We start from the raw sequence: 22083 nt of genomic DNA on the forward strand, positions 1-22083 counted from the left end.
CCCGGGAGCGCCGCCGCAAGCGGGGTCACCGGGGGTTTTTACGTCCGCATGGGGAAGGTGGGACGCGCCGCGACATGGGCGGCTTGTCCGTTACAGTCATCGCCATGTCCGAAACACCGCAGGACCCGTCAGGGACCACGCACCAGTTCCAGAACTTCGCCGCGCAGGCCACGCCCGACAAGTCGGGCCCGAACGTCGCCCTCATCGTCGGCGCCCTCGTCGTCCTGGCGATCGTCGCCGTCGCGGCCGTCGCGATCGTGATGGCCGTCTGACGTCAGCGGCCCGAGCTGGAGAAGTGCTGGTAGTCCTTGGTGCCGGACCAGGTGCCGCCCCAGCCCCAGCCGATCGAGCGGAAGGCGCGGACGACGTTGTCGCCCGCGTGGATGACGCCCGGGTCGTCGCGGTCGCGGTCGCGGAACTTGACGCAGTCGTCGTGGGCGACGCGGCCCGCGGCCGTCACGTACGGGTTCTCGCACGGGTTGATGTCGACGGCGAGGCCGTAGGCGTGCTGTGACCAGTTGCCCGAGCCCGTCGCGTTGCGGCAGTTGAACGCCGAGGTGTTGTTCGCCTCGATCGAGTCGAAGTCGTCCCCCCGGTAGACGTCGACGGGCTCCATCCGCTTGATCGGGTACCGGTCGTCGTACAGCTTGCGGAACACGCCGACGAGGTCGTCGGCGGCCGACGCGTTCACGACCAGCTTCCCGTTCGGGTGGGCCTTGTCGTCCATGCCCCAGTACGTCATCTCGATCATCCGCAGCCCCGACACCGGCACCGGGCACCCCGGCCGCCACGAGTGCGGCAGCTCGTCCCGCTCGACCCGCCGGACGCGCGAGGCGAACGCGGGCGGGGACGCGCTCGCGGTCGGGGACGCGTCCGTCGGCGAGGACGTGGGCGGCGTCGCGGTGCCGGTCGACTCGGGATCGCCGTCGCCCTGGCCGCAGGCGGTCGTGGCGGCGAGCACGAGCGTGAACGCTGCGGCGCGCAGCGGGGTGCGGGCTGGCATGCGGGCTGGCATGGCAGCAGGATGGCACGGAGAGGCCACGCCGCCGGGCGCGACCGGGGTCTACTGTGGGTTCTAGGGAAGGGCTTGCCGCGCGGTTTATCGCGGCGAGGGGTGGGATAAACGGCGAATCGGAGATCCAGAGGAGCCGGCATGGCGGAGCAGCGGAGCGACCCCACACTTCAGGACGACATCTTCGCGGTGGCGGCCACCGTGGAGACCGAGGCGCCGGGCGCCGGGCCGCGCCTGCCGCTGCGCCTGGACCATCCGCCCAAACTGCCGTCGTCCCGGCTGATGTGGCCGTTCGGCGCCGGGTTCGCCACGTTCTTCTTCGTGGACGTGGTGATGATGTGGGCGCCGCTGATGAACGCGTCCCGGCCGAGTCTGCTCCCGCAGATGATCACGTTGCTGGTGCTGGCGTTCGGCCTGGGGAGCCTGCTGGTGTTCCGCGTGGGCGGGGCGTGGCGTCCGTTCGGTGTCGGGATGATGGCGTCGTGGGTGTTCCTCAGCCTGATCTCGGTCGGCTTCCTGACCGGTTTCGGACCGCTCGTCCCCTAGGAGTCCTCGGCGCGCTTGAGGACGGCCGCGAACGCCCGCCCGACGGCGGCGAGGTCGCCGGGGTCGATGACGTCGACGAAGAACTCGCGGACGGTCTCGACGTGGTCGCGGGCGGCGCGTTCCAGCGTCGCGAAGCCCTCGGGGGTGAGGGTGCAGAAGACGCCGCGCTTGTCGCTCGGGCAGTTGTCGCGCTGGACGAGCCCCTTGGATTCCAGTCGCGCGCACGTGTGGGAGAGCCGGCTGCGGGACTGGCTGGCGTTGGCGGCGAGTTCGGCCATCCGCAGGCGGCGGCCGGGGGCCTCGGACAGCCGGACCAGGATCTCGTACTCCGACACCGACAGGCCGTGCCGGGTCTTGAGGTCGCGGTCGATGATCTCGGTGAGCCGGACGCTGCCGTCGATGTAGGCGCGCCAGTCACGCTGCTGGGTGGCGTCGAGCCAGCGCGGTTCGCTCATGGACCTCAGTATACGCGACAGATTGAAGATTCAACTAAGTCGGGTTAGTCTCTGGCTGACCACCGTACGCCGGGGAACCGGTGCGAGGGAATAGTTTAACTTTCAACCATGTTCGAGCGGGTGCACGTCCAGCACACCCGGACCGCGAGGAGATGCCATGCCCGCCGTACTGGCCGACCCGCTCACCCTGCCCCGGCTGCCGCGCCTCGCGGACGCCGCCACCGACTGGCGCCGCGTCGCCAAGGTCGTCACCGCCCAGCGGCACCTGGAGGGCGAGGGCTTCGCCGTCCGCCGCCCCTTCCCCGGCGTCGACCTCCCCATGGCCGACCCCTTCCTCCTCCTCGACCACATGGGCGCCGTCGAGTACGCGCCGGGCGAGGCCAAGGGCACGCCGTGGCACCCGCACCGCGGCTTCGAGACCGTCACCTACATCATCGACGGCGCCTTCCAGCACCGCGACACCACCGGCGGCGGCGGGCTCATCGCCGACGGCGGCACGCAGTGGATGACGGCCGCGTCCGGCATCCAGCACATCGAGCAGCCGCCGCCCGAACTCGTCGCGAAGGGAGGTCTGTTCCACGGTGTCCAGCTCTGGGTGAACCTGCCGCGCGCGCAGAAGTGGGTCGAACCGCGCTACCAGGACATCCGCGCGGCGGACGTCAAGCTGCTCGCGTCCGACGACGGGTCCTCGCTCGTCCGCGTCATCGCGGGTTCGGTCGGCGGGTTCGACGGGCCGGGCGTCACCTACACGCCGATCAACTACCTGCACGCGACCGTCGCGCCCGGCGCGCGGCTCACGCTGCCGTGGCCGCGTGAGTTCAACGCGCTCGTGTACGTCCTGTCCGGGCGCGGGACGGTCGGCCGCGAGGAGGTCGGGCTGGGCGAGGGGCAGCTCGCGGCCCTCGCCGGTTCGCACCACACCGGCGAGCAGGACGGCATCGTCGTCCGCGCCGCCGAGAGCCAGCCGGTCGCGAGCCGGAACGGGTGGGAGATCCTCGTCCTCGGCGGGCTCCCGATCCGTGAGCCGGTCGCGCGGTACGGCCCGTTCGTCATGAACACCCGCGAGGAGATCGTCCAGGCGTTCGAGGACTTCCAGGCCGGCCGCATGGGCACCGTCCCGGCCGTCGAGGTCCCGCACCGCTCCAGCGCGGACGCGCCGCTGGACTGATGACTGCCCCCGTCGGAGGCCGGACCGCTCAGCGCGGTCCGGCCTCCGTCACGTTCGACGGGGGTTGGGTGGCGGACGGGGGTGGAGTGCGCTAGCGTGATGGACGTCATCGAACAAAGGTTCGAGTGAGGCCGAGGGGGTGCGGGTGTGACGGTCGTCGGCGAGGTGGGGAGCGGATGCGGGCGGCGGAGTCCGCGCGCGACACGCCGTAGCGTTTTCTACGGAGGTCTACGCCCACAGCTATATCGCCTCATAGAGTCCGAGACCGTGGACCCCGTGCGCAATCCCTATGCCCCCGGTGCCGGGCAGCGCCCGCCCGAACTCGCCGGCCGCGACCGCGAACTCCAGCAGTTCGAGGTCGTGCTCGAACGCGTCGCCCGCGGGCGGCCCGAACGCAGCATGATCGTCACCGGGCTGCGCGGCGTCGGCAAGACCGTCCTGCTCAACACGTTCCGCTCGATGGCGATGCAGCGGCTGTGGGGCACCGGGAAGATCGAGGCCCGGCCCGACCAGTCGATCCGCCGTCCGGTGGCGTCCGCGCTGCACATGGCCGTGCGCGAGCTGGCGCCCCGGCACCGCGCGCCCGACCGCATCGAGGAGTTCCTCGGCGTCCTGAAGGCGTTCGCGCAGGCCGGCCCGGAGGACAAGTCCGGCAAGGCGCGGGTGCACCGCTGGTCGCCCGGCATCGACGTCCCCGCCGCGCGGGGCCGCGCCGACTCCGGCGACCTGGAGATCGACCTCACCGAGCTGTTCGTCGACGCGGCGTCCGTCGCCACCGACGTCGGCTCGGGCATCGCCCTGTTCGTCGACGAGATGCAGGACATCCCCGCCGACGACGTCTCGGCCCTGTGCGCCGCCTGCCACGAGCTGTCGCAGAGCGGCGGCCCGCTCATCGTCGTCGGCGCGGGGCTGCCGCACCTCCCGGCGGTGCTGTCGGCGAGCAAGTCGTACTCCGAGCGCCTCTTCCGGTACGCCCGCATCGACCGTCTCGACCGCGAATCCGCCGATCTCGCGCTGCTCGCCCCGGCCGAGCGCGAGGAGGTCACGTTCACGCCGGACGCGCTCGACGCGCTGTACTCGGCGGCCGACGGATACCCGTACTTCGTCCAGGCGTACGCGAAGGTCGTCTGGGACGTCGCCCCCGGCACCCCGATCACCGCCGAGGACATCCGCGTCGCCGCGCCCGAGGCCGAGAGCGAGCTGGCGGTCGGCTTCTTCGGCAGCCGGTACGAGCGCGCCACCCCCGCCGAGCGCGACTACATGCGCGCGATGGCGCAGCTCGGCGACGAGCCGGTGGCGACGTCGTCGGTCGCGCAGGAGCTGGGGCGCAAGCCGTCCAGCCTGTCGCCCGCGCGGGACGGCCTCATCAAGAAGGGGCTGGTGTTCAGCGCCGAACGCGGGCTCGTGGCGTTCACCGTGCCGCACTTCGGCAAGTTCCTGCGGGCGCAGCCGGCGTGAGCGGAGTATCCGGATGCCTAGGTTCTCCGCTAGAGACGCGTAGACGGTCCGATCGACGTGACGCATCGCGGTGTCTATGACTCTCTAGCGTTAAGCCTAGAGAGTCGAATATTCGGCTCGCTTTCCCGGCGTGGCGTGTTCATCGGTCTGTCTAGGCGACTCTAGGTGAAACACTAGAGACGGCTAGTCGTCCGTAGCGATCACGGCCGCCCGGACGGTCGCGTCCCGCGCCGCCGTGGAGACGGCGAAGACGACCTCGCGCTCGTCGTCCAGGGCGTAGACGACGAACCGCCAGCACCCCTCGCGCCACACGTCGAGCGGCTCGGCGCCCGCCAGCGCGGCCTCGTGCGTCGTCCACGCGGCGCTGGAGCGCAGCCGCCGGTACGTCTCGTCCAGCGGGCTGTGGCGGCGCTCACACGGCGGGTCCGGCCGGCGCCGGAGCCGCCGCCGGTCCAGGAACGACGACAGCTCCGGCGACAGCATCCCGAACACGGCCAGCTCCAGCGCCAGCACGCACCCCATCAGCAGCGTCCCGTTCCGCAGCGCCGCGACGCCCGCGTGCGGCGCCGTCAGCGCGGCCAGCGCCGCCGCCGTGAACAGCGCGCCCCGCAGCACGCTGCGACGGTCGACGCGGTGCGTGCTCAGCGCGCCGAAGCAGCCGCACCCGTCGTCCGGACGCCGCGTCCGCAGCTCGCCGACGATCCACGTCGCGGCCGCGAACGCCACCGACGTCGCCAGCCGCACCGACAGGTGCGACGTCACCAGCAGCGCCACCCCCAGCGTCCCCTCGCCCACCGCGACCGCGACCCCCGCGCGACGGCCGCGCAGCCCCGGCCCGGCCGGAGCGGGCAGCACGAGCTTGGCCAGGCACGCCGCCAGCAGCACCCCGGCGAGCAGCAGCACCTGCGTGTTCTGCACCGCCGCGATCATGCGCGCACGCCCGGGTCGTGCCGCAGCGCGGCGTTGAAGCAGCCGCGTTCCAGCTCGCCGCCGAGCGCGGCGAACGCGACCGGCGTCAGCTCGACGAGCCGCCCGCGCGGCGACGTCCCGCACTGCACGCACCGGTCGCAGTACCGCGCCGCGACGCACCCGCACGCGACGACGGTGACCTCGGCCGTCCGCTTCGCGCACTCGTTCCCGACCGTGACCACGCTGCCGAGCGACAGCAGCGGCAGCGGCACGCAGCCCGGCGGCGCGTCGGCGCACCCGCCCGCGTCGCCCTCGCCGTCCAGCGCGGGGTAGGCGGCGCCGAACCCCGGCCCGTCGAACCACGTCGCGGACCCGTGGGAGACGTCGGCCACCCGCGCGTCCACCGGGGCCTGCGGGGACGCGTCCGCGCGGTGCCCCGGCTGGGACGTGCCGGGCGCGACGGCGCGCGGCCCGTCCGGCGTGACGGCGCAGATGACGTCGACCAGGTGGCCCGGCTCCAACCGGGGATGCCGGACGAGCACCGCCGTCATCGCCTTCGGCGGGATCTCGACCGTGACGGCCTCCCGGTGCGGGCCCTGGTCGACGTCCACGGACGCCCGTCCGACCGCCGTGATCGTCCCGATCACCCGGGTGATGTCCACCCAGACCCGGTCCGCGCCGGGCCGCTCCATCCCATGCCGCACCACGACAGCGCGCCCCGGCGCGAGCGCCGCGAAGCTCCCGCGCCCGCCGTCCCAGACCCGCGTCCCCTCGGACATCGCGACCCGCGCCTCCCCGCCCCCCTCGGTCGCGACGACGAGCAGATGCGGACTCGCGTCCACCACGACCCCGGCCACCACACCGCGACCGTCCGAATCCCCTTTGGCCGCAGACCGTCCGGCCCCGGCAGACGTGCTGAGCGTCGCATCGCGAGGCGAATCAACGGAGCCGCCACGCGTGATCTCGCCGGACGCTCCCGACGGCGTCCCACCGAGAGACGACAGAGGCAACGTGCCGGACGGCGTCTCATCGGGCACGCCGGTCGGGTCGGGTGACGCGGGCGGCGGGTCGTCGGAGGCCGCGACGTCCGGGGACGTGCCGGGCGGTGCGGGGGCGGGGGACGGGTCGGAGGAGAGGTGCAGTACGGCGTCCCGGCGTCGGCGGCGGCGGTTCGGAGGCATGGCGGGCTCCGGTCTCGGCGGGGTGGGGTGGGTGTCCCGGCATGGGCCGCGCGGGTGTTCGGCCCGGCGGCGACTGCTGTTAGGCAGTGAGTCAAGAGTCACGGTCCACGTACTCCGTGTCGACGGATTTGTCGCCATAAGTCGAGAGCGGTAGAGAATCCTCAACCTCGGTGCAACTTCCTCAACCCGGTTGGCATGAATATGCCGTTCCGGTTGAACCGGAATTACACAGCGCGTGCCAGGCTCAGAGAAGGGCCGGACCACGGCTCCGCGTTCACGTCCGAGACCCCAGGCACGGTGGTGAAGTGCAGGACTCGCGGCACGAGGAGTTCGACGCGTACGTCGCGGAACGCGGCCCCGCGCTCCTGCGCGCCGCCCGCCAGCTCACCGGCGACCGCGCCGAGGCCGAGGACCTGCTCCAGGCCGCGCTCACCAAGACCTACCTCGCCTGGGACCGCATCGAGGACCGCGCCACGATCGACGGCTACGTCCGCCGCGCCATGGCCAACACGCAGATCTCCTGGTGGCGCCGCCGCAAGCTGGAGGTCTACCCCACCGACCGCCTCCCCGACCGTCCCGCCGCCGACGACCACGTCCGCCGCAGCGAACTGCACGACGCCCTGGGGCGCGCGCTGCGCCGCCTGCCCGAGCGCCAGCGGCAGGCCGTGATGCTCCGCTACTACGAGGACATGCCGGAGGCGGAGGTCGCCGAAGTGCTCGGCGTGAGCGTCGGGACGGTGAAGAGCACCGTCAGCCGCGCGGTCGCCCGGCTCCGCGACGACGCCGTCCTCAGCGACGATTTTCCGCGATCCGCCCCGCCGGTGACCGGCGAGTACTGACATCCGGCGCCGCACGCAGCAGAATCCCGTTCCAGGACCCGCCGCGAACGCTGGAGGCGCGCTGTGTGGAGCACGATGCAGGACCACCCCCTGACGATCACGTCGATCATGCGGTACGGCACCGGCGTGTACGGCACGTCCGAGGCCGTCACCTGGACCGGCGACGGCGCCCGCCGCCGCAGTTACGCGGAGGTGGGCGAGCGCGCCGCGCGGCTCGCCGGGGCGCTGCGCGGCCTCGGCGTCGACGACGACCAGCGCGTCGCGACGTTCCTGTGGAACAACACCGAGCACCTGGAGGCGTACCTGGCGGTGCCGTCGATGGGCGCCGTGCTGCACACGCTCAACATCCGGCTGTTCCCCGACCAGATCGTCTACATCGCCAACCACGCCGACGACCGGATCGTCATCGTGGACGGGTCGCTGATCCCGCTGCTGGCGCCGATCCTGAAGCGGCTGACGACCGTGGAGCACGTCATCGTCTCGGGCGAGGGCGACCGGGCGCCGCTGGCCGGGGCCGGCAAGACGATCCACGACTACGAGGAGCTGCTGGCCGCCGCCGCGCCGACGTTCGCGTGGCCCCGGCTGGACGAGCGCGCCGCCGCCGCGATGTGTTACACGTCCGGCACGACGGGCGACCCGAAGGGCGTCGTGTACTCGCACCGGTCGGCGTTCCTGCACGCGATGTCGGGCTGCACGGCGAACGCGCTGGGCGTCTCGGCGGCCGACCGGGTGCTGCCGGTGGTCCCGATGTTCCACGCCAACGCCTGGGGCCTGCCGTACCAGGCGATGCTGGCGGGGGCGTCGCTGGTCCTGCCCGACCGGCACCTGCAGGCGGAGGCACTGGCGCGGCTGATCGAGGCCGAGCGGCCGACGGTCGCGGGCGCCGTCCCGACGATCTGGGCCGATCTGCTCCGGTACGTCAACGAGCACGGCGCCGATCTGTCGTCGCTGCGGCTGGTGCCGTGCGGGGGTTCGGCGGTCCCGGCGGCGCTGATGCGCGGCTTCGACGAGCTGGGCGTCCGGATCGTCCAGGCGTGGGGGATGACGGAGACGTCGCCGCTGGCCACGATCGCGCATCCGCCGGTCGGCGCGTCCGGCGAGGAGGCGTTCGCGGCCCGCGTGTCGCAGGGCCGCGTGCTGGCGGGCCTGGAGGCGCGGATCGTCGGGGACGGCGACGTCGTGCTGCCCAACGACGGCGAGGCGGTCGGCGAGGTGCAGATCCGCGGCCCGTGGATCACCGGCGCCTACCACCGCGACGCCGACCGCGCGAAGTTCCACCACGGCTGGCTGCGCACCGGCGACGTCGGAACCCTGTCACCCGACGGCTACCTGACTCTCACCGACCGGGCGAAGGACGTCATCAAGTCGGGCGGCGAGTGGATCTCCTCGGTCGAGCTGGAGAACCATCTGATGGCTCACCCGGACGTCCTGGAGGCCGCCGTCGTCGGCGTCCCCGACGACCGCTGGCAGGAGCGCCCGCTCGCCACCGTCGTCCTCCGCGAGGGCGCCACCGCCACGGCCGAGACCCTCCGCACCCACCTCTCCACCCGCGTCCCGAAGTGGCAGCTCCCCGAACGCTGGGCCTTCATCCCGGAGATCCCGAAGACCAGCGTCGGCAAGTTCTCCAAGACGACCCTCCGCGACCGGCACCGTGCCGGAAACCTCCCCGTCGAACACCTGGACTGACGCCGCAGACCCGGTGCAGGTCTCGGATCGGCTGAAATCGGGGCTTCCCTGTGGTGTTGTGTGCGGGTCGGGTGTATTCAGGGTGAACGGATTTTCCTGACGCGGCGCGGGTGCCGGGGAGCGTGTATGGCGAGGTGGTCCCCCTTCGACGTCGTGGCCGACCGCCGGTTGGTCCACGGACTGCACGAAGGCGACGAACACGCCCTGAGCGACCTGTGGGACGCCTACGCGGAGCGACTGTTCGACTACGTGACGTCACTGGTCGGAGAGGGGCGCGTCGCCGCCGACATCACCCACGACACGTTCATCGACGCCTGCCGCCGCGCCCCCCGCATGCGCGGCGCCGGCCGCCTCGGCGCCTGGCTCTACGGCGCCGCGCGCCGCCGCTGCCTGCAACGCGACCGGACGCGCGACCCCGCGTTCGGCGGCGACGACGCCGCACCGCTCTGCGCGGCGCTGGCCGCCGTCGACCCGTACGACCGCGAGATCGTCCTGCTGACCGGACGGCACGGCCTGCGCCCCGCCGACGTCGCGACCGTCACCGGCCTCGGCGTCCGCCGGGTGAAGGTGCGCGGCGAGCGGGCCGCGCGCCGGTTCGCCGACGCCGTCGCGGCGGAACGGTCCGGAGAGCCGTCCGGCGAGGACGGGAAGGGCCTGGCGCCGCTGGCGGCGATCCCGGCGCCGGTGGTCCCGGCCGCGCTGCGGCACCGCTTCATGCACACCGCCACCGACCCCGAACTCGCCGGGCACCGCGCCGACATCGCCGCGCGCGGCGGCGCGCTGTCGCCGGACGGCATGCCGAACCAGCCCGACGTCCCGTCCCCGTACACGCGCCGCTGGCTGTTCGCGGGCGGCGGCATGGCGGGCGCGCTGGTGTCCGCCGTCGTCGCGGCGCTGATCATGGGACCGGGCCTCGGCGACCCCACGACGTACTGGCCGCCCGGCCAGCCCAAGCCGCGTCCGAGCACCGGCGACTCGCCGGGCGGCCTGGCGGGCGGCACGCCCCGCGCGCCGGGCGGCGGGTCGCAGCAGCCGGGCGGGCATCCCCCGATGAGCCCGCAGATCGACGCGACCAAGCCGCCGGGCGTCGCGCCGACGGCGCCGTCCGTCCCGTCCCCGGGGCGGCCCGGCGAGACCGGGTCGCCGCAGCCGAGCGAGCGGCCGTGGACGTCTCCGCCGCCGCCCGGGACGCTCGTCGTCCAGCCCGCGAAGGTCGAGCTGTTCGGCAAGAAGACGGCCCAGATCCGGATCAGCGCGGACGGCGGCCCGGTGCGCTGGCAGGGGTCGGCGTCCTCGGACCAGGTGACGCTGTCGCCCGCGTCCGGCACGCTCGGCGCCGGGGACGTCGGCGACCTCACCGTCAACCTCGCGACGGGCCTGCTGAACCTGCCCGGCAAGGCGACGGTGACGCTGCGGGACGAGCGCGGCTTCGCCCGCCAGGTGCAGATCGTCTGGGGGATCTCGCTGCTGTGACCGGTCAGGCGGACGGCTGGCGGAGCACGTCGCGGATGAGTTCCAGCCGGGTGCCGAGCGCGGCCTGCACGTGCGTCTCCATCGCGCGGGCGATGAACGGGTCGACGACCATCTTCACCAGCGGCCGCATCTGCCGGACGATCGAGGAGATCTCGGTCAGCTCGTCGCCGCCGGGCGGCTCGTCGAAGCGGGTGAAGACGTGCTCGTCGACGAGCCGGACGAACCGCCCGGCGATGACCTCGCAGTCGTCGCGGATCTCGGTGGCGATGTCGAGGACGGCCTCCAGCGGGATGCCGACGGCGACGAGCTCGGCGCCGACGTGCAGCAGGCGCGGGCTGGGGACGCGGTAGCCGTCGCCGTCGGGTTCGATGAAGCCGAGGGCGATGGTGCGCTGGAGGAGGCGTTCGACGTCCTCTTCGGGGACGTCCGCGCCGAACGTGGCGATCAGTTCCTCGGTGGTGGCCCGGCCGGGCAGTTCGTCGGACCAGGGGTCGGTGAGGACCTTCTCCAGCCCGAGGACCTCGCTCACGTCCTTGCCGGTCTCCCAGGCGGAGATGAGGTCCTTGATGACGGCGGCGGTGTAGCCGCGGCCGAGGAGCTTGCCGATGAGGCGCAGCCGCGCGAGGTGGTTGTCGTCGTAGATGCCGACGCGGCCTTCGAGCCGCGGCGGTGGGAGGAGCCCGCGGTCCTGGTAGGCGCGGATGTTGCGCACGGTGCTGCCGGCGACGTGCGCCAGCTCGTCGATTCGGTACCCGGCCATGCCCCGCCCGCCGCGCTCGTGTCCTTGACCTAGCTGATCCTACTTCGCCAGAATCATGACATCGTCCGATGACACATAAAAGGTTGGCTGATGGCAGAGCCCCAGATGCCCCAGGACATCGAGCAGACCCTGCTCGGCGGCCCCCTGCGCTACACCCGCAAGGAGGTCGAGGCCCTCGCCGAGGTAGACGAGGACTACGCGCGGCGCGTCTGGCAGGCCCTCGGCTTCCCCACCCCGCCCGACGAGGTCGTCGCGTTCACCGACGGCGACGTCGCCGCCCTCCGTGAGATCAACAAGCTCCTCGAACACGACATGGTCGACGAGGACATGGTCCTCCAGCTCTCCCGCGCCGTCGGGCAGACGATGGGCCGCCTCGCGAGCTGGCTCGCCGACGTCTGGCTGCGCCGCCTCAGCGAGGTCTATCCGCCCGACGAGCCGATGACGACGGAGGTCGTCACGGGCGCGCTGGCCGCGACCGAGGAACTGCGGCCCGCCTTCGAGCGGCTCATGATGCACGGCTGGCGGCGTCAGCTCACCGAGGCCGGGCTGCGCACCGCGGCGTCCACGGCCGCCGCCACCGCCGACCCCGCCGCCGGGCTCGCCCACGTCAGCGTGGGTTTCGCCGACGTCGTCGCGTTCACCCGGATGAGCCGCCGCATGGACGGCTCGGAACTGGCGGCGTTCGTCGAACGGTTCGAGCGCACGGGCGCCGAGGTGGTCGCGGAACTGGGCGGCCGGGTCGTCAAGACGCTCGGTGACGAGATCCTGTTCTCCGCCGACGACCCCCGCGCGGGCGCCGAGATCGGCCTGCGCATCGCGGAACTGTTCGACACCGACCCGACGTTCCCGCGCGTCCGCGTCGGCATCGCCCACGGCGAGGTCATCCAGCGCCTCGGTGACGTGTTCGGCACGCCGGTGAACCTCGCGGCGCGGCTCACGGCCACCGCGCATCCGGGCACGGTGCTGATCGACGGCGGCCTTGCGGAGGCGATCGCGAAACTGCCGGAGTACGACGTGTCGTCGCTGCGCGCCCGTCCGCTCCAGGGGCTCGGCCGGGTGCGGCCGCGCGTCCTCCGGCGGCGGACGCCCTAGCCCCGCGCGGGCGGGACGAGCGTCGCGACGACGACCAGGCGGCGCGTGTCCTCGCCCTTGGGGTGGCAGGTGATGAGGGTGAGGAACGTGCCGGTCTTGCCCTTGCGCTTGCGGAACGGGGTGGGCGCCAGGACGTCGGTCTCGTCCGGTTCGATGACGCGCAGCTCGCGGACGCGGTAGGAGTACCGGTGCTTCTTGGCGGTGACGCCGATGAGGTCGCCGGGGCGCAGCCTGTCGAGGTTGAGGAAGGGCTTGGGCCCGGTGGTGCGATGCCCGAGCAGCACGGTGTTGCCGAGTTCGCCGGGCATCTCGGTGCCGGGGTAGTGGCCGACGCCCCGGTCGAGGATGTCGTTGCCGACGCCCTCGCGGATGGTGCCGCGCACGCGCAGCGGGGTGATGTCGAGGGCGCCCAGCTCCGTGCCGTTGGCGGGCGGGCGGCGTGGAGCGTCCTTCTTGTCCGGCGTGTCGCGCGCGGGGGCCGCCGTGCGCAGCGCGAGGGCGGACGTGACGCGTTCGAGGGGCGCCGTGGGCGCGGGCGACGGCGCGAGGATGCGCGGCGCGACGGCGGGCGCGCTCTCGGCGGCGGGCGCGGCGAGGGTCACGGGGGCGGTGACCGTGAAAGCGACGGCGGCGCCGAGAAAACGGCTCAGAACGGTCTTTCCCATGGTGCACTCCAGGCGTTTCCGGCCCGGTTCGGGCACCTCCGGAATGGTTCAGCCAGAGCGTAGCGCGTCGGGCGCGGTCTCGCATTCGCGTCCGGTTCGGTGGGAAACGTGGCCAATTCGCTGGGTGGATCGTCCGGAAAAGGGGATGCCGCCCCGGAAAGTCCGGGGCGGCACCGTCCGGCGGTCTCAGTCGTTGACGACCGAGCCGTTGTAGCAGTCGCCGCTCTCGTCGTTGACGCCGAGCAGGTTCCGGACCACCGCGCCGACACCGACGACGTCGAGGCCCCGGCAGGTCTGGATGCCGATGATCTGTGTGTTCTGGTTGTCGTCGCCGTCGGCGTTGGCGGGGGTAGCGGCGAAGGCCAGCAGGCCGGCCCCGGCGATGAGGCCGGTCGCGAGCGCGCGCTTGAACATGGTGAACTCCCGGTTCGCTGTGGTGGTCGAGGTCTTCGGTCCGCAGGCGGTGGCACGCCCGCCCGGAACGCCCTTGTATGCCATACGCGGGCGCGCGCGCATCGCAAGGGGAATGGAGATACTTGACCTTCCGTCGGCTGATCTTTTTGGGCGTCCCCGGTGCGGTCACTTCGGTCCACGCCGAATCCGAGTTGATCGTGGACACGGGCCGCTCGAATGCTGCTATCGTCCTGACTCACCGTTTCTCCGCCGCATCCGCGGGCCGTTTCACGCGAAGGGACACCGGGACCATGAACACCACCACCGCGACGCACGGGGCCGACCGCCCCGACGTCCGGGCGTGGCGTGTCCCGGTGTTCCTCGTCCGGCTCGCGATCGTCGTCGGGCTCGGTGCGGCGGGCTGGCTGCTGGGCGCGTGCCTGGCGGACGCGGCCGACGCCGCCACCGGCCCGCACGGCCCGACCGCGGCGGAACACGACGACGGCGCTCCGGGCGCCCGCGTCCGCCCCGAGGCGGAAGGGTCGCTCGTCGGGCTCACGTCCGGCGTCCTGGGCCAGGCGGCCCAGGCCACCGAACCGCTCACCGGCGCCGCGCTCCGCACCGACCGTCCAGCCGAGTCCGGCTCCGGCGGCGCCGCGCACGACCTCGGCCGCACGGTGCTCGACACCGGCACCGGGCTCGTGGCCGGTGTCGCCCGCGAGGCCGGCGCGACCAAGCCCGGCGGAGTCGTCGAGACGGTCCGCACGGCGACGGGTCAGGTCACCGGCGAGCTGAGCACGGTCCCCGTGCCCGTCGTCGGTTCCGTCACCGAGCACCTCACGCCGGAGCCCGCTCCGGCCACCGCCCCGGTTCCGGCCGACGAGCCCGGCACCGGCAACGACGTCGGCGCGCACCTGAACGCCGACGACCACGGCTCCCACGGCACCCGTGCCGCGAAGCCGACCGCGTCCGCCGTTCCCGGCACGCCCGCGGCCACGTCCGCGAGCACCGGCGACGACCGGCCGCACCGCACCGACGGGGCGCCCACGGCCCCCGCCGACACCGAACACCCGGTCCACGCACCCGCGCACGACGCCCAGCCCGGCTCCGGCCACGGCTCCGGGCCCGTCGCGCCGGTCTCCGCGTCCGGCATGCCCGACGCACCGCGTCCGGCCCGCCGCTCGCCGTTCCACCACACCGCGCTGCGCGACCACCTCGCGCCCGCGGACCTCGCGGCAGTCCCCGACTAGCCGTCCCTTTCCCGGCCGCACCGGCCGTCCGCGTGCCCAGCACGCACCAGGCCGCGCCGTCGCGCGCCCCACACCTGAACCCAGCCCCGAACAGGGCCTTCCACGCGGCTCCACGCCGTGCACCTCGGACACCGCCTGCCGGCCAGGCACGGCCGTCCGCCCGAACGGAACACCATCACTCACTCAGCACCAAGGAGTTCTCACCATGCGCAACTGGGTCAAGAACATCAGTAGGACCGCGCTGCTGGCCGCCGGCGTCGCGACGCTCGGCACCGGCCTCACCGCCGCGCCCGCCCTCGCCGACGGCGTGGACGACGCCGCCGCGCGCCAGGCCGCGCTGCCCCTGCCGACCGGCGGCGCCGACGGCGGCGGCCTCGGCGGCCTGCTCGGCGGTGGCGGCGGCCTCGGCGGGCTGCTCGGTGGCGGTGGCGGTGGGCTCCTGGGCGGGCAGCGTCACGCCGACGCCCGCCTCGCCGACGGCGCCGCCGCGCGTCAGGCCGCGCTGCCCCTGCCGACGGGCGGCGCCGACGGTGGCGGTCTGGGCGGGCTGCTCGGCGGTGGCGGCGGCCTCGGTGGCCTGCTCGGCGGTGGCGGCGGCGGGCTCCTCGGTGGGCAGCGTCACGGCGACGCCCGCCTCGCCAACGCCCGCCTCGCTGACGGCGGCGGCGACGCCGGGAACGCCGTGCACGGCGTGCTCAAGTCCCTGAACCTGCCGCTGCCCGGTGCCGCGCAGGGCCCCGCGCGCCGCGTCGCCGACGACCCCGACGCCGGGTTCAAGGAGCCCGCCCGCTCGGTCCGCGGCCTCGTCCGCAACCTCGGCGTCCCGATCCCCGCGCGTCCCGCGCAGGAGCAGCGCCGCGCCGACGTCCTCGACGGCACGTCCGACGCCGCCGCGCCGATGCACGCCACGCAGGGCCTCATCCGCTCGCTCGGCGTGCCGGTGCCGGAGAAGGCGCCGACGAGCACCCGCCGCGAGGGCGACAACCCGACCGAGGATCTTGCGGCCGGGTCGGTCCACACCGTCAGCGGCGTTCTCCGTTCGCTCGGCGAGCAGGCCAGCCGCCCGCAGATCGGGCAGCGCAAGGCCGCGGCCGACGGCCCGGCCGAGATGGTCGCGACCGAGTCGCTGTACGCGGTGCGCGGCGTCGTCCGGGGCCTGGGCGAGGAGGCGGCCCGTCCGCAGGCCGGGCAGCGCCAGGCCGAGACGTCGCCCGTCGAGGGCCTGACCGGCGTCGTCCGCTCGCTCGGCAACCCGGCGCAGAACGCCGACGGCGACCGCCCCGTGCTGCCGCCGCTGACCGAGGGCCTGCCGATCCACCTGGGCGGCACCCCGCTCACCCGATGACCACGCCGGGCGCGGGCGGTCCGTCCGCCCGCGCCACCGGCGGCCGCTGAGCGTCCCACCGGCCCGGCACGGGGCCGCCTACCGGACGCTCACGCACACCACCGGCGGACTCTTCGTCCGCCTTCCCCGGGCCCGGCACCCGGCGCGAGCGGCTCGCACCGACCGCCCGGCCCAGCACCACCCGCACAGCACGGCACGACGGTCTCGTCCGAGACCGGCAGGACGGCAGGACGCGACTCGGCACGGAGCCGCGGCGACGCCGAAGGCAAGACGGCCCTTTCGGGGGTCACCCGCAGAACCCGCTCGGGGCGTTGTCCCGGGCGGTGAAGGCAGGACGGCGGAACCGAGGCCCGGCACGGGGTCTCACCCGCCGAGCAGGACGGCCTGGCACGAGGCCGCAGCAGGACCCGCCCGAGACCTTGGGGTCGAAGGCGGCGAGACACGACGGAACGCGTCCGGCCTCTTCCGGGCGGACGCCCGACCCGACCGACCGCCCCGTCCCCGAAGCCATCGCGGACGGCCCGACGAGCACGACGGCGCCCACGGCTTCGCGACGGAGCCACGAGCACCGGCAGGAACCGCGATCCGGCACGTGATCGCACGCACGACGGAGAGGCCCGGCACGGGGTCTCGACCAGCACGACGGCAGGCGTCCGGGTCCGGCACGGGACTCGGAACCGCCTCCCACGGCCTTCGGGCCGTTGCACGACGAGTGACACCCGGCGTGACCAGGCCCGGCACAGGGCCTGTGACCGCCAACCGGCCGCACAGGCCGGTGCAAGACCGGCAGCGATCGGTGCGAGTGGGTTTCGATCTGCGAGCACCGCGAGCAGGACCACGGCCGTGAACGGCCGTCGCACGACAGCACATCCGGCGAGACCGGGTCCGGCACGGGGCCCGCGACCGCCACCGGCGAAATACGGCCGTTGCCGGCCGTCGAACAACAGAACCCGGCGCGACCAGGTCCGGCACGGGACCTGCGACCGTGACGAGCACGACCGCAGCCCAGAGCTGCACGGCAAGACCGTCAACACCGGGTGCGACCGGGTCCACCACAGGCCCCGTGACCACCTTGAGCACGACTCCGGCCCATGAAGGGCCGCCGCACGACAGCAACATCCGGCGTGACCGGGTCCGGCACGGGACCCGCGACCGCCACGAGCACCTCGCGACCCTTGGGGTTACCGCAAGGAGAGCGACATCCGGCGTAACCGGGTCCGGCACGGGGCCCGCGACCGCCACGCACCACCAACGCGGCCCGGCACGGGGCCGCTGCACAACGCGTAACGCCCAGCGCGGGCGGGTCCGGCACGGGACCCGCCCGCGCTACGCATTTCCAGCCCGGCCGAGACGCCTCGAAGCAGCAGCGGCCGAGCACGCCCTTGCCGGCGGCCGCGATCCGTGCGCGGGTGGACGCTACGGCTCCTCCCCAGGCGGGCCGCTCTCTGTCACCACGATCCCTGCCCGAGGGCTGGCCGTTCTATCACGACGGCTCCCCCGCGGGGGCGGGCCGTTCCGTCACCACGGCTCTTGCCCAAGGGCAGGCTGTTCTGTCGCTAGGGCTCCTGCGCAGAGGCGGGCCGTTCCATCACCACGGCTCTTGCCCAAGGGCGGACCGCTCCGTCGCCACGGCTCCGCGCAGGGGAGAGCTACGGTCCATGCCCTAAAGGCGGCCCGTTCCGTCATCGACTGAGCGGCCCGTTCCGCCACCGACTGAGTGCTTTATTGCCCAGGACGCCAGGCCGGGTGAGCGATCGGGAAGTTATCCACAGCGTCCGGCGTCGCTCACAGTGCCTGGCGAAAACGCGGGAGAATTGATTCATGGGGGTTCCCGGGCAGGTTGCGGGAGGCCCTGATCGGGCTGCCGTCGAGCGCGTCGAGAAAGTTATCCACAGGCGCGGACTTGGCTTTCGCAAGGCGACGGCGGTCGGCAGGATGAAGGCAGGTGAACGGCTCGCCGCAGGCGCACGGAAGGGTGTGGGCGGCGCCGTGGGCCAGGGAGGTCGTCCCGGCTTCGGTTCGCGATCTCGCGATCGAGGCGGGCGAAGTGGGGATATGCGAAAAGCCGGTCGAAACCGGCTAAGTGGAGCGAAGGGGATAAGGCTCATGAGTGTTCGACCGAAAGCGATCGTCCTCAGTGGTGACGCGCATGCGAAAGGGGGGCCATCGGCGCCGATGACCCCCCTCCGTTCAGCGGGTGGAGACGACTCAGTCGTCGACCACGGAGCCGTTGGCGCAGTCGCCCGACTCGTCGTTGACGCCGAGCAGGTTGCGGACCACGGCGCCGATGACCGTGACGTCCACGCTGCGGCAGGTCTGGACGCCGACGACCTGGGTGTTCTGGTTGTCGTCGCCGCCGGCCATCGCCGGGCCCGCCGCGGTGAACAGCGCGCCGCCGATGGACATGGTCAGGAGTCCGGCCGCGGCCAGCTTCTTCATCATGGTTCGCCTCCAGGAAGGTCGTCACGCGGAAACGGGAGCCGTCCGCGTGAGAACAGTGTGGTGTCGGCGAGCCGGCACGAGCTCACCCGTCGAGATCAGAACTATCACGGACCATTCAGCAAGAGCCCGCCCAAGACTGCGATCCGGGCCTCCGTTGAAGAAAAGCTGGCCGACTCATGGCGGCGGGTTGACATAGCACCGCACAAGACGCCCATGTCCGACATAAATGAATTCAGTGGTAACGACATGGATTGGGGCATCGGCTCGGAAAAAAAGAACCGACATGAGCGCCAGAAGAGGAGCCGGTGGCGGGCGATGCTGGCATCCTGGTGTGCGCTTCCGGGTAGATCCTCCATCTTTCCCAGCGAAGCCCGGGGATTCCGGCCGCGGGTCGCCGCGTCCGGTGGGAAAAGAATGCCCCGGCAGCTCCGGCGGAAGGTCGGCGCGCCCGGCCGAGCCCGGTTCGCCGGTGGGGTCGTTCCGTCGGCGGGCACTCTTCTCCGCGTAAGGGGCAATTGGCGTGACAAGCCAGAGGACGGACACCACCACACTGATCGACGAAGCCGTGCAGATCGGCCCCGGGACGACTTCCGGCTCCCCGGGCGGCTTCGGCCCGGCATCGGGCGCCGACGTGCTCGTCCGGCCGACCGGCCGTGGGGCGCTGGCCCTCCCCCTGCTGACGGTGGCGCTCGACGCGGCCAACGCTGCCGTCGTGGCGCGCCTGATGCTCGGTGGACGGCTGCACCCGGCCGTCTTCGGCGCGGCGGCGCTGCTGGTGGCGCTCAACGCCTCCGCCGGGCTCTACCGCGTCCGCCGTTTCCCTTCCCTGCTCGGCGACGTGCGTCCGCTGCTGCTGCGCGCCCTGGCCGTCGCGGCGCTCTTCAGCGTGCTGGCACCGGTGGCACCCGGCTCGACCGTCCCGGCCCGCTGGCTCGGTGGCGCGGCGCTCTTCGTGCTCGCCCCGGCGGCGACGCGTCTGGTGCTGGACCGGCTCGTCCGGATCGGCCGGCTGCGCGGCCCGCTCCGCCGCCCGCTGACGCTCGTCGTCGGCACCGGGGTGCTCAGCGACTACCTGGTCTGGTCGCTGCGCCGCCGCCCCGAGATCGGGCTGCTGCCCCTCGGCCGGATCGGCACCCGCGACCCGGAGCGCCCGGGGGAGATCCCGCTGCTCGGCGGCCCCTACGACCTGCGCCGGGTGATCGAGGCGCACCGGGTCGACACCGTCGTCATCGTCCTGGACGACATCGAGCGCCAGTTCGTCGAGCCCGCGGTCCGGCTCAGCGTCGGCGCCGGGTGCCAGACGCTCGTCGTCCCGACGTCGGAGGGCATCGCGGCGGGCACGACGGGACGCGTCCGCCACCTGGCCGGAGTGCCCTGCGTCCCGGTGAGCGGACGCCCTTACGGCCTTGTCGGCCGGACGGTCAAGCGCGTCTTCGACTGCTCGGTCGCGCTGGCCCTGCTCGCTGTGCTCTGGCCGGTCCTCGCGGCCTGCGCGTTCGCGGTGCGGCGGGAGACGGGCCCCGGCGTGATCTTCAAGCAGAGCCGCATCGGCCTGGACGGGCAGCCGTTCGTGCTGCTGAAGTTCCGCACGCTGCGGCCCGCCGACGAGACCGAGTCCGACACGCGCTGGTCCGTCCACGGCGACGACCGCATCGGCCCGGTCGGGTCTCTGCTGCGCCGCACCTCGCTGGACGAGCTGCCCCAGCTCTGGAACGTCGTGCGCGGCGACATGAGCCTCGTCGGCCCGCGCCCCGAACGACCCCACTTCGTCCGCCGGTTCTCCGAGACCTGCCCCGGATACGTGCTGCGGCACCGTGTCCCGGTCGGCATGACGGGCTGGGCCCAGGTGCACGGCCTGCGCGGCGACACCTCGATCGAGATGCGAGCCCGCTTCGACAACCACTACATCGACCACTGGTCGTTCGCGGCCGACCTCAAGATCCTGCTGCTGACCTTCGGCGCGATGGTCCTGCGGAACAGTCCATGACGTCCGTCGCCCCCCGGATCTCCCTGCCGCCGCCACGGCCCGCGCCCGACGAGCCGTCCGCGCCGCGCCCGGCCCCGCCACTGCGGCGGCTGTGGGCGGCGATCGTCCGCCGCCCGAGCTGGCTCGTCGCCGCCACGGTGGTGAGCGTCGCGGTCCCCGCCGGACGCCCCGGCGGCGGGATCAGCGTGACCGCCGCCGACGTGGCCAGCGCCGTCATGGTGCTGTTCGTGACGTTCGTCGCGGTGTCGCGCCGCCGCGCGCTCCCGGCCCGGGCGCTGCCCGCCTTCGCGCCGCTGGTCGTCGCGCTCGGCGTGACGACGCTGGCCTCCCAGGACGTCGAGGCCAGCCTGCCCGGGTTCGTGCGCACCGCGCAGATCTTCGTGCTGGTGCCGCTGGCCGTCGTCCTGGCCGTCCAGGACCGGCGCGACGTCGGCATCATCGGCGGCGCCGTGCTGGCGACCGCGCTCGGCGAGGGCGTCTTCGGGCTGTGGCAGGCGCTCACGCTCAACGGCGCGTCCTACGGCGGACGCGACGTGCGCGCCGTCGGCACGTTCGGCTCCCTCGACATCATGGCGCTGGCGACCCTGTCGAGCTTCGGCATCGTCCTCGCCGTCGCGTTCACCACGGTCGTGCGGGGGCGGTTCCGGCTCGTCCTGCTGCTGGCGGTGGTCGTGCAGCTCGCCGCGCTCGGCGCCGCGCTCAGCCGGGGCAGCTTCCTGGCCCTGGTCATCGCGGTGACGGTGATGCTGGCGCTGTACGACCGGCTCGTCCTGCTCCGCGTCGCCGTCTGCGTCGCCGCGCTGGCGATCATCGTGATGGGCGGTTTCGGCCTCGGCTCGGAGACCGTCGGCGCGCGGCTGACGTCGATCGCCGACTCGGTCGGCACCCCCGACCAGTCCGTCAGCGACCGCTACAGCCTCTGGGGCACCGCCACCGCGATCTGGCGCGAGCATCCGGTGACGGGCGTGGGCGTCAAGAACTTCTCCCAGTACCGCGACACCTACGCCCCGCTGCAACTGTCCTCCGGCAGCGAGACGGCCGACGCCCGCAACGGCTACGTCCGCCAGCCGCTGCTCTCGCCCCACAACCAGTACCTGCTCATCCTCAGCGAACAGGGCCTCCTCGGCCTGGCCGCCTTCGTGACCCTCCTCCTGGCCCTGGTGCGCGGCCTGTGGCGCCACCGATCCCGGGACGACGCCGCCTGGCCCCTCGCCGTCGGCTTCCTCTGCTGGCTCCTGGTCAACTTCCTCTACGCCGACATGGGCGGCCCCACCTCGGTCCTGACCTCGATCCTGCTGGGCCTCGCCGCCACCCGCGCCCTCAGCCCTCCGGGCCGTGGCCCCACCGCTCCCGGAGCCCCCCGATGACCAGGCACGGAAAAGTACGAGGACGGGTGGTCCCCGCGCCACGCGACCCGGGCGA

At 73.3% G+C, this 22083-nt stretch carries 20 protein-coding genes; 12 read left to right on the plus strand and 8 right to left on the minus strand.

Annotated features, from left to right (window positions below):
* The first annotated feature begins 104 nt into the window (after positions 1 to 104).
* On the plus strand, positions 105 to 272 hold the full coding sequence (locus C229_RS34650) for a hypothetical protein (RefSeq protein ID WP_018654366.1): 168 nt from the start codon (positions 105 to 107) through the stop codon (positions 270 to 272).
* A gap of 2 nt (positions 273 to 274) precedes the next feature.
* On the opposite strand, the gene C229_RS0107015 is transcribed toward C229_RS34650, so the two are convergent.
* On the minus strand, positions 275 to 1015 hold the full coding sequence (locus tag C229_RS0107015; RefSeq protein ID WP_240487103.1) for a M15 family metallopeptidase: 741 nt from the start codon (positions 1013 to 1015) through the stop codon (positions 275 to 277).
* A gap of 138 nt (positions 1016 to 1153) precedes the next feature.
* Between C229_RS0107015 and C229_RS0107020 the strand changes: the two genes are divergently transcribed.
* Positions 1154 to 1558, plus strand: coding sequence for a hypothetical protein (locus C229_RS0107020; RefSeq protein ID WP_018654368.1), 405 nt, complete (start codon positions 1154 to 1156; stop codon positions 1556 to 1558).
* On the opposite strand, the gene C229_RS0107025 is transcribed toward C229_RS0107020, so the two are convergent.
* On the minus strand, positions 1555 to 2013 hold the full coding sequence (locus tag C229_RS0107025; protein ID WP_018654369.1) for a MarR family winged helix-turn-helix transcriptional regulator: 459 nt from the start codon (positions 2011 to 2013) through the stop codon (positions 1555 to 1557). The genes C229_RS0107020 and C229_RS0107025 overlap by 4 nt on opposite strands.
* Positions 2014 to 2170: 157 nt before the next feature.
* On the opposite strand from C229_RS0107025, the gene C229_RS0107030 reads away from it, so the two are divergent.
* Together C229_RS0107030 and C229_RS0107035 are read left to right on the plus strand one after the other, a co-directional pair.
* Positions 2171 to 3181 (plus strand): pirin family protein, encoded by a 1011-nt coding sequence (locus tag C229_RS0107030; protein ID WP_018654370.1) that lies wholly within the window; start codon positions 2171 to 2173, stop codon positions 3179 to 3181.
* 276 nt (positions 3182 to 3457) lie between these two features.
* A complete protein-coding gene (locus C229_RS0107035) occupies positions 3458 to 4639 on the plus strand; it encodes an ATP-binding protein (RefSeq protein WP_018654371.1) in 1182 nt (393 codons plus the stop codon).
* A gap of 183 nt (positions 4640 to 4822) precedes the next feature.
* Here C229_RS0107035 and C229_RS0107040 read toward each other — a convergent pair whose 3' ends face one another.
* Complete coding sequence (locus tag C229_RS0107040) at positions 4823 to 5557, minus strand: MauE/DoxX family redox-associated membrane protein (protein ID WP_240487105.1); 735 nt, start codon at positions 5555 to 5557, stop codon at positions 4823 to 4825.
* 8 nt (positions 5558 to 5565) lie between these two features.
* On the minus strand, positions 5566 to 6393 hold the full coding sequence (locus tag C229_RS0107045; RefSeq protein ID WP_155884628.1) for a hypothetical protein: 828 nt from the start codon (positions 6391 to 6393) through the stop codon (positions 5566 to 5568).
* Between the two features lie 641 nt (positions 6394 to 7034).
* Here C229_RS0107045 and C229_RS0107050 point away from each other — a divergent pair.
* From C229_RS0107050 to C229_RS0107060, 3 genes are all read left to right on the plus strand, one after another.
* On the plus strand, positions 7035 to 7568 hold the full coding sequence (locus C229_RS0107050) for a SigE family RNA polymerase sigma factor (RefSeq protein WP_018654374.1): 534 nt from the start codon (positions 7035 to 7037) through the stop codon (positions 7566 to 7568).
* Between the two features lie 75 nt (positions 7569 to 7643).
* Entirely contained in the window at positions 7644 to 9254 is a 1611-nt protein-coding gene (locus tag C229_RS0107055; RefSeq protein WP_240487108.1) for a long-chain fatty acid--CoA ligase, read from the plus strand.
* A 126-nt stretch (positions 9255 to 9380) separates the two neighbouring features.
* The gene (locus C229_RS0107060) at positions 9381 to 10727 is read left to right on the plus strand and encodes an RNA polymerase sigma factor (protein ID WP_018654376.1); all 1347 of its coding nucleotides are present in this window, start codon (positions 9381 to 9383) and stop codon (positions 10725 to 10727) included.
* 4 nt (positions 10728 to 10731) lie between these two features.
* Here C229_RS0107060 and C229_RS0107065 read toward each other — a convergent pair whose 3' ends face one another.
* Positions 10732 to 11487, minus strand: coding sequence for a MerR family transcriptional regulator (locus C229_RS0107065; protein WP_018654377.1), 756 nt, complete (start codon positions 11485 to 11487; stop codon positions 10732 to 10734).
* A 90-nt stretch (positions 11488 to 11577) separates the two neighbouring features.
* Here C229_RS0107065 and C229_RS0107070 point away from each other — a divergent pair, with 90 nt between their 5' ends.
* Positions 11578 to 12579 (plus strand): adenylate/guanylate cyclase domain-containing protein, encoded by a 1002-nt coding sequence (locus C229_RS0107070; protein ID WP_155884629.1) that lies wholly within the window; start codon positions 11578 to 11580, stop codon positions 12577 to 12579.
* On the opposite strand, the gene C229_RS32660 is transcribed toward C229_RS0107070, so the two are convergent.
* Together C229_RS32660 and C229_RS0107080 are read right to left on the minus strand one after the other, a co-directional pair.
* Positions 12576 to 13244 carry a class E sortase gene (locus C229_RS32660; protein ID WP_018654379.1) on the minus strand — a complete coding sequence of 223 codons (669 nt, stop codon included), beginning with the start codon at positions 13242 to 13244 and terminating at the stop codon, positions 12576 to 12578. The two genes, C229_RS0107070 and C229_RS32660, sit on opposite strands and share 4 nt — an antisense overlap.
* Positions 13245 to 13430: 186 nt before the next feature.
* Positions 13431 to 13658 carry a hypothetical protein gene (locus C229_RS0107080; protein WP_018654380.1) on the minus strand — a complete coding sequence of 76 codons (228 nt, stop codon included), beginning with the start codon at positions 13656 to 13658 and terminating at the stop codon, positions 13431 to 13433.
* A 290-nt stretch (positions 13659 to 13948) separates the two neighbouring features.
* On the opposite strand from C229_RS0107080, the gene C229_RS0107085 reads away from it, so the two are divergent.
* Both C229_RS0107085 and C229_RS34095 read left to right on the plus strand, forming a co-directional pair.
* Complete coding sequence (locus tag C229_RS0107085; protein ID WP_026313525.1) at positions 13949 to 14887, plus strand: hypothetical protein; 939 nt, start codon at positions 13949 to 13951, stop codon at positions 14885 to 14887.
* Positions 14888 to 15092: 205 nt separating this feature from the next.
* On the plus strand, positions 15093 to 16232 hold the full coding sequence (locus tag C229_RS34095) for a hypothetical protein (protein WP_018654381.1): 1140 nt from the start codon (positions 15093 to 15095) through the stop codon (positions 16230 to 16232).
* A gap of 2208 nt (positions 16233 to 18440) precedes the next feature.
* On the opposite strand, the gene C229_RS0107095 is transcribed toward C229_RS34095, so the two are convergent.
* The gene (locus tag C229_RS0107095; RefSeq protein WP_018654382.1) at positions 18441 to 18674 is read right to left on the minus strand and encodes a hypothetical protein; all 234 of its coding nucleotides are present in this window, start codon (positions 18672 to 18674) and stop codon (positions 18441 to 18443) included.
* Positions 18675 to 19194: 520 nt separating this feature from the next.
* Between C229_RS0107095 and C229_RS0107100 the strand changes: the two genes are divergently transcribed.
* Both C229_RS0107100 and C229_RS35735 read left to right on the plus strand, forming a co-directional pair.
* Positions 19195 to 20661, plus strand: a complete 1467-nt coding sequence (locus tag C229_RS0107100) for a sugar transferase (RefSeq protein ID WP_240487109.1) — start codon at positions 19195 to 19197, stop codon at positions 20659 to 20661.
* A complete protein-coding gene (locus C229_RS35735) occupies positions 20658 to 22028 on the plus strand; it encodes an O-antigen ligase family protein (protein ID WP_018654384.1) in 1371 nt (456 codons plus the stop codon). The genes C229_RS0107100 and C229_RS35735 overlap by 4 nt, the downstream gene beginning before the upstream one ends.
* The last annotated feature ends 55 nt before the right edge of the window (positions 22029 to 22083 follow it).

This window comes from Actinomadura flavalba DSM 45200 (assembly GCF_000374305.1).
Taxonomy (GTDB): Bacteria; Actinomycetota; Actinomycetes; order Streptosporangiales; family Streptosporangiaceae; genus Spirillospora; species Spirillospora flavalba.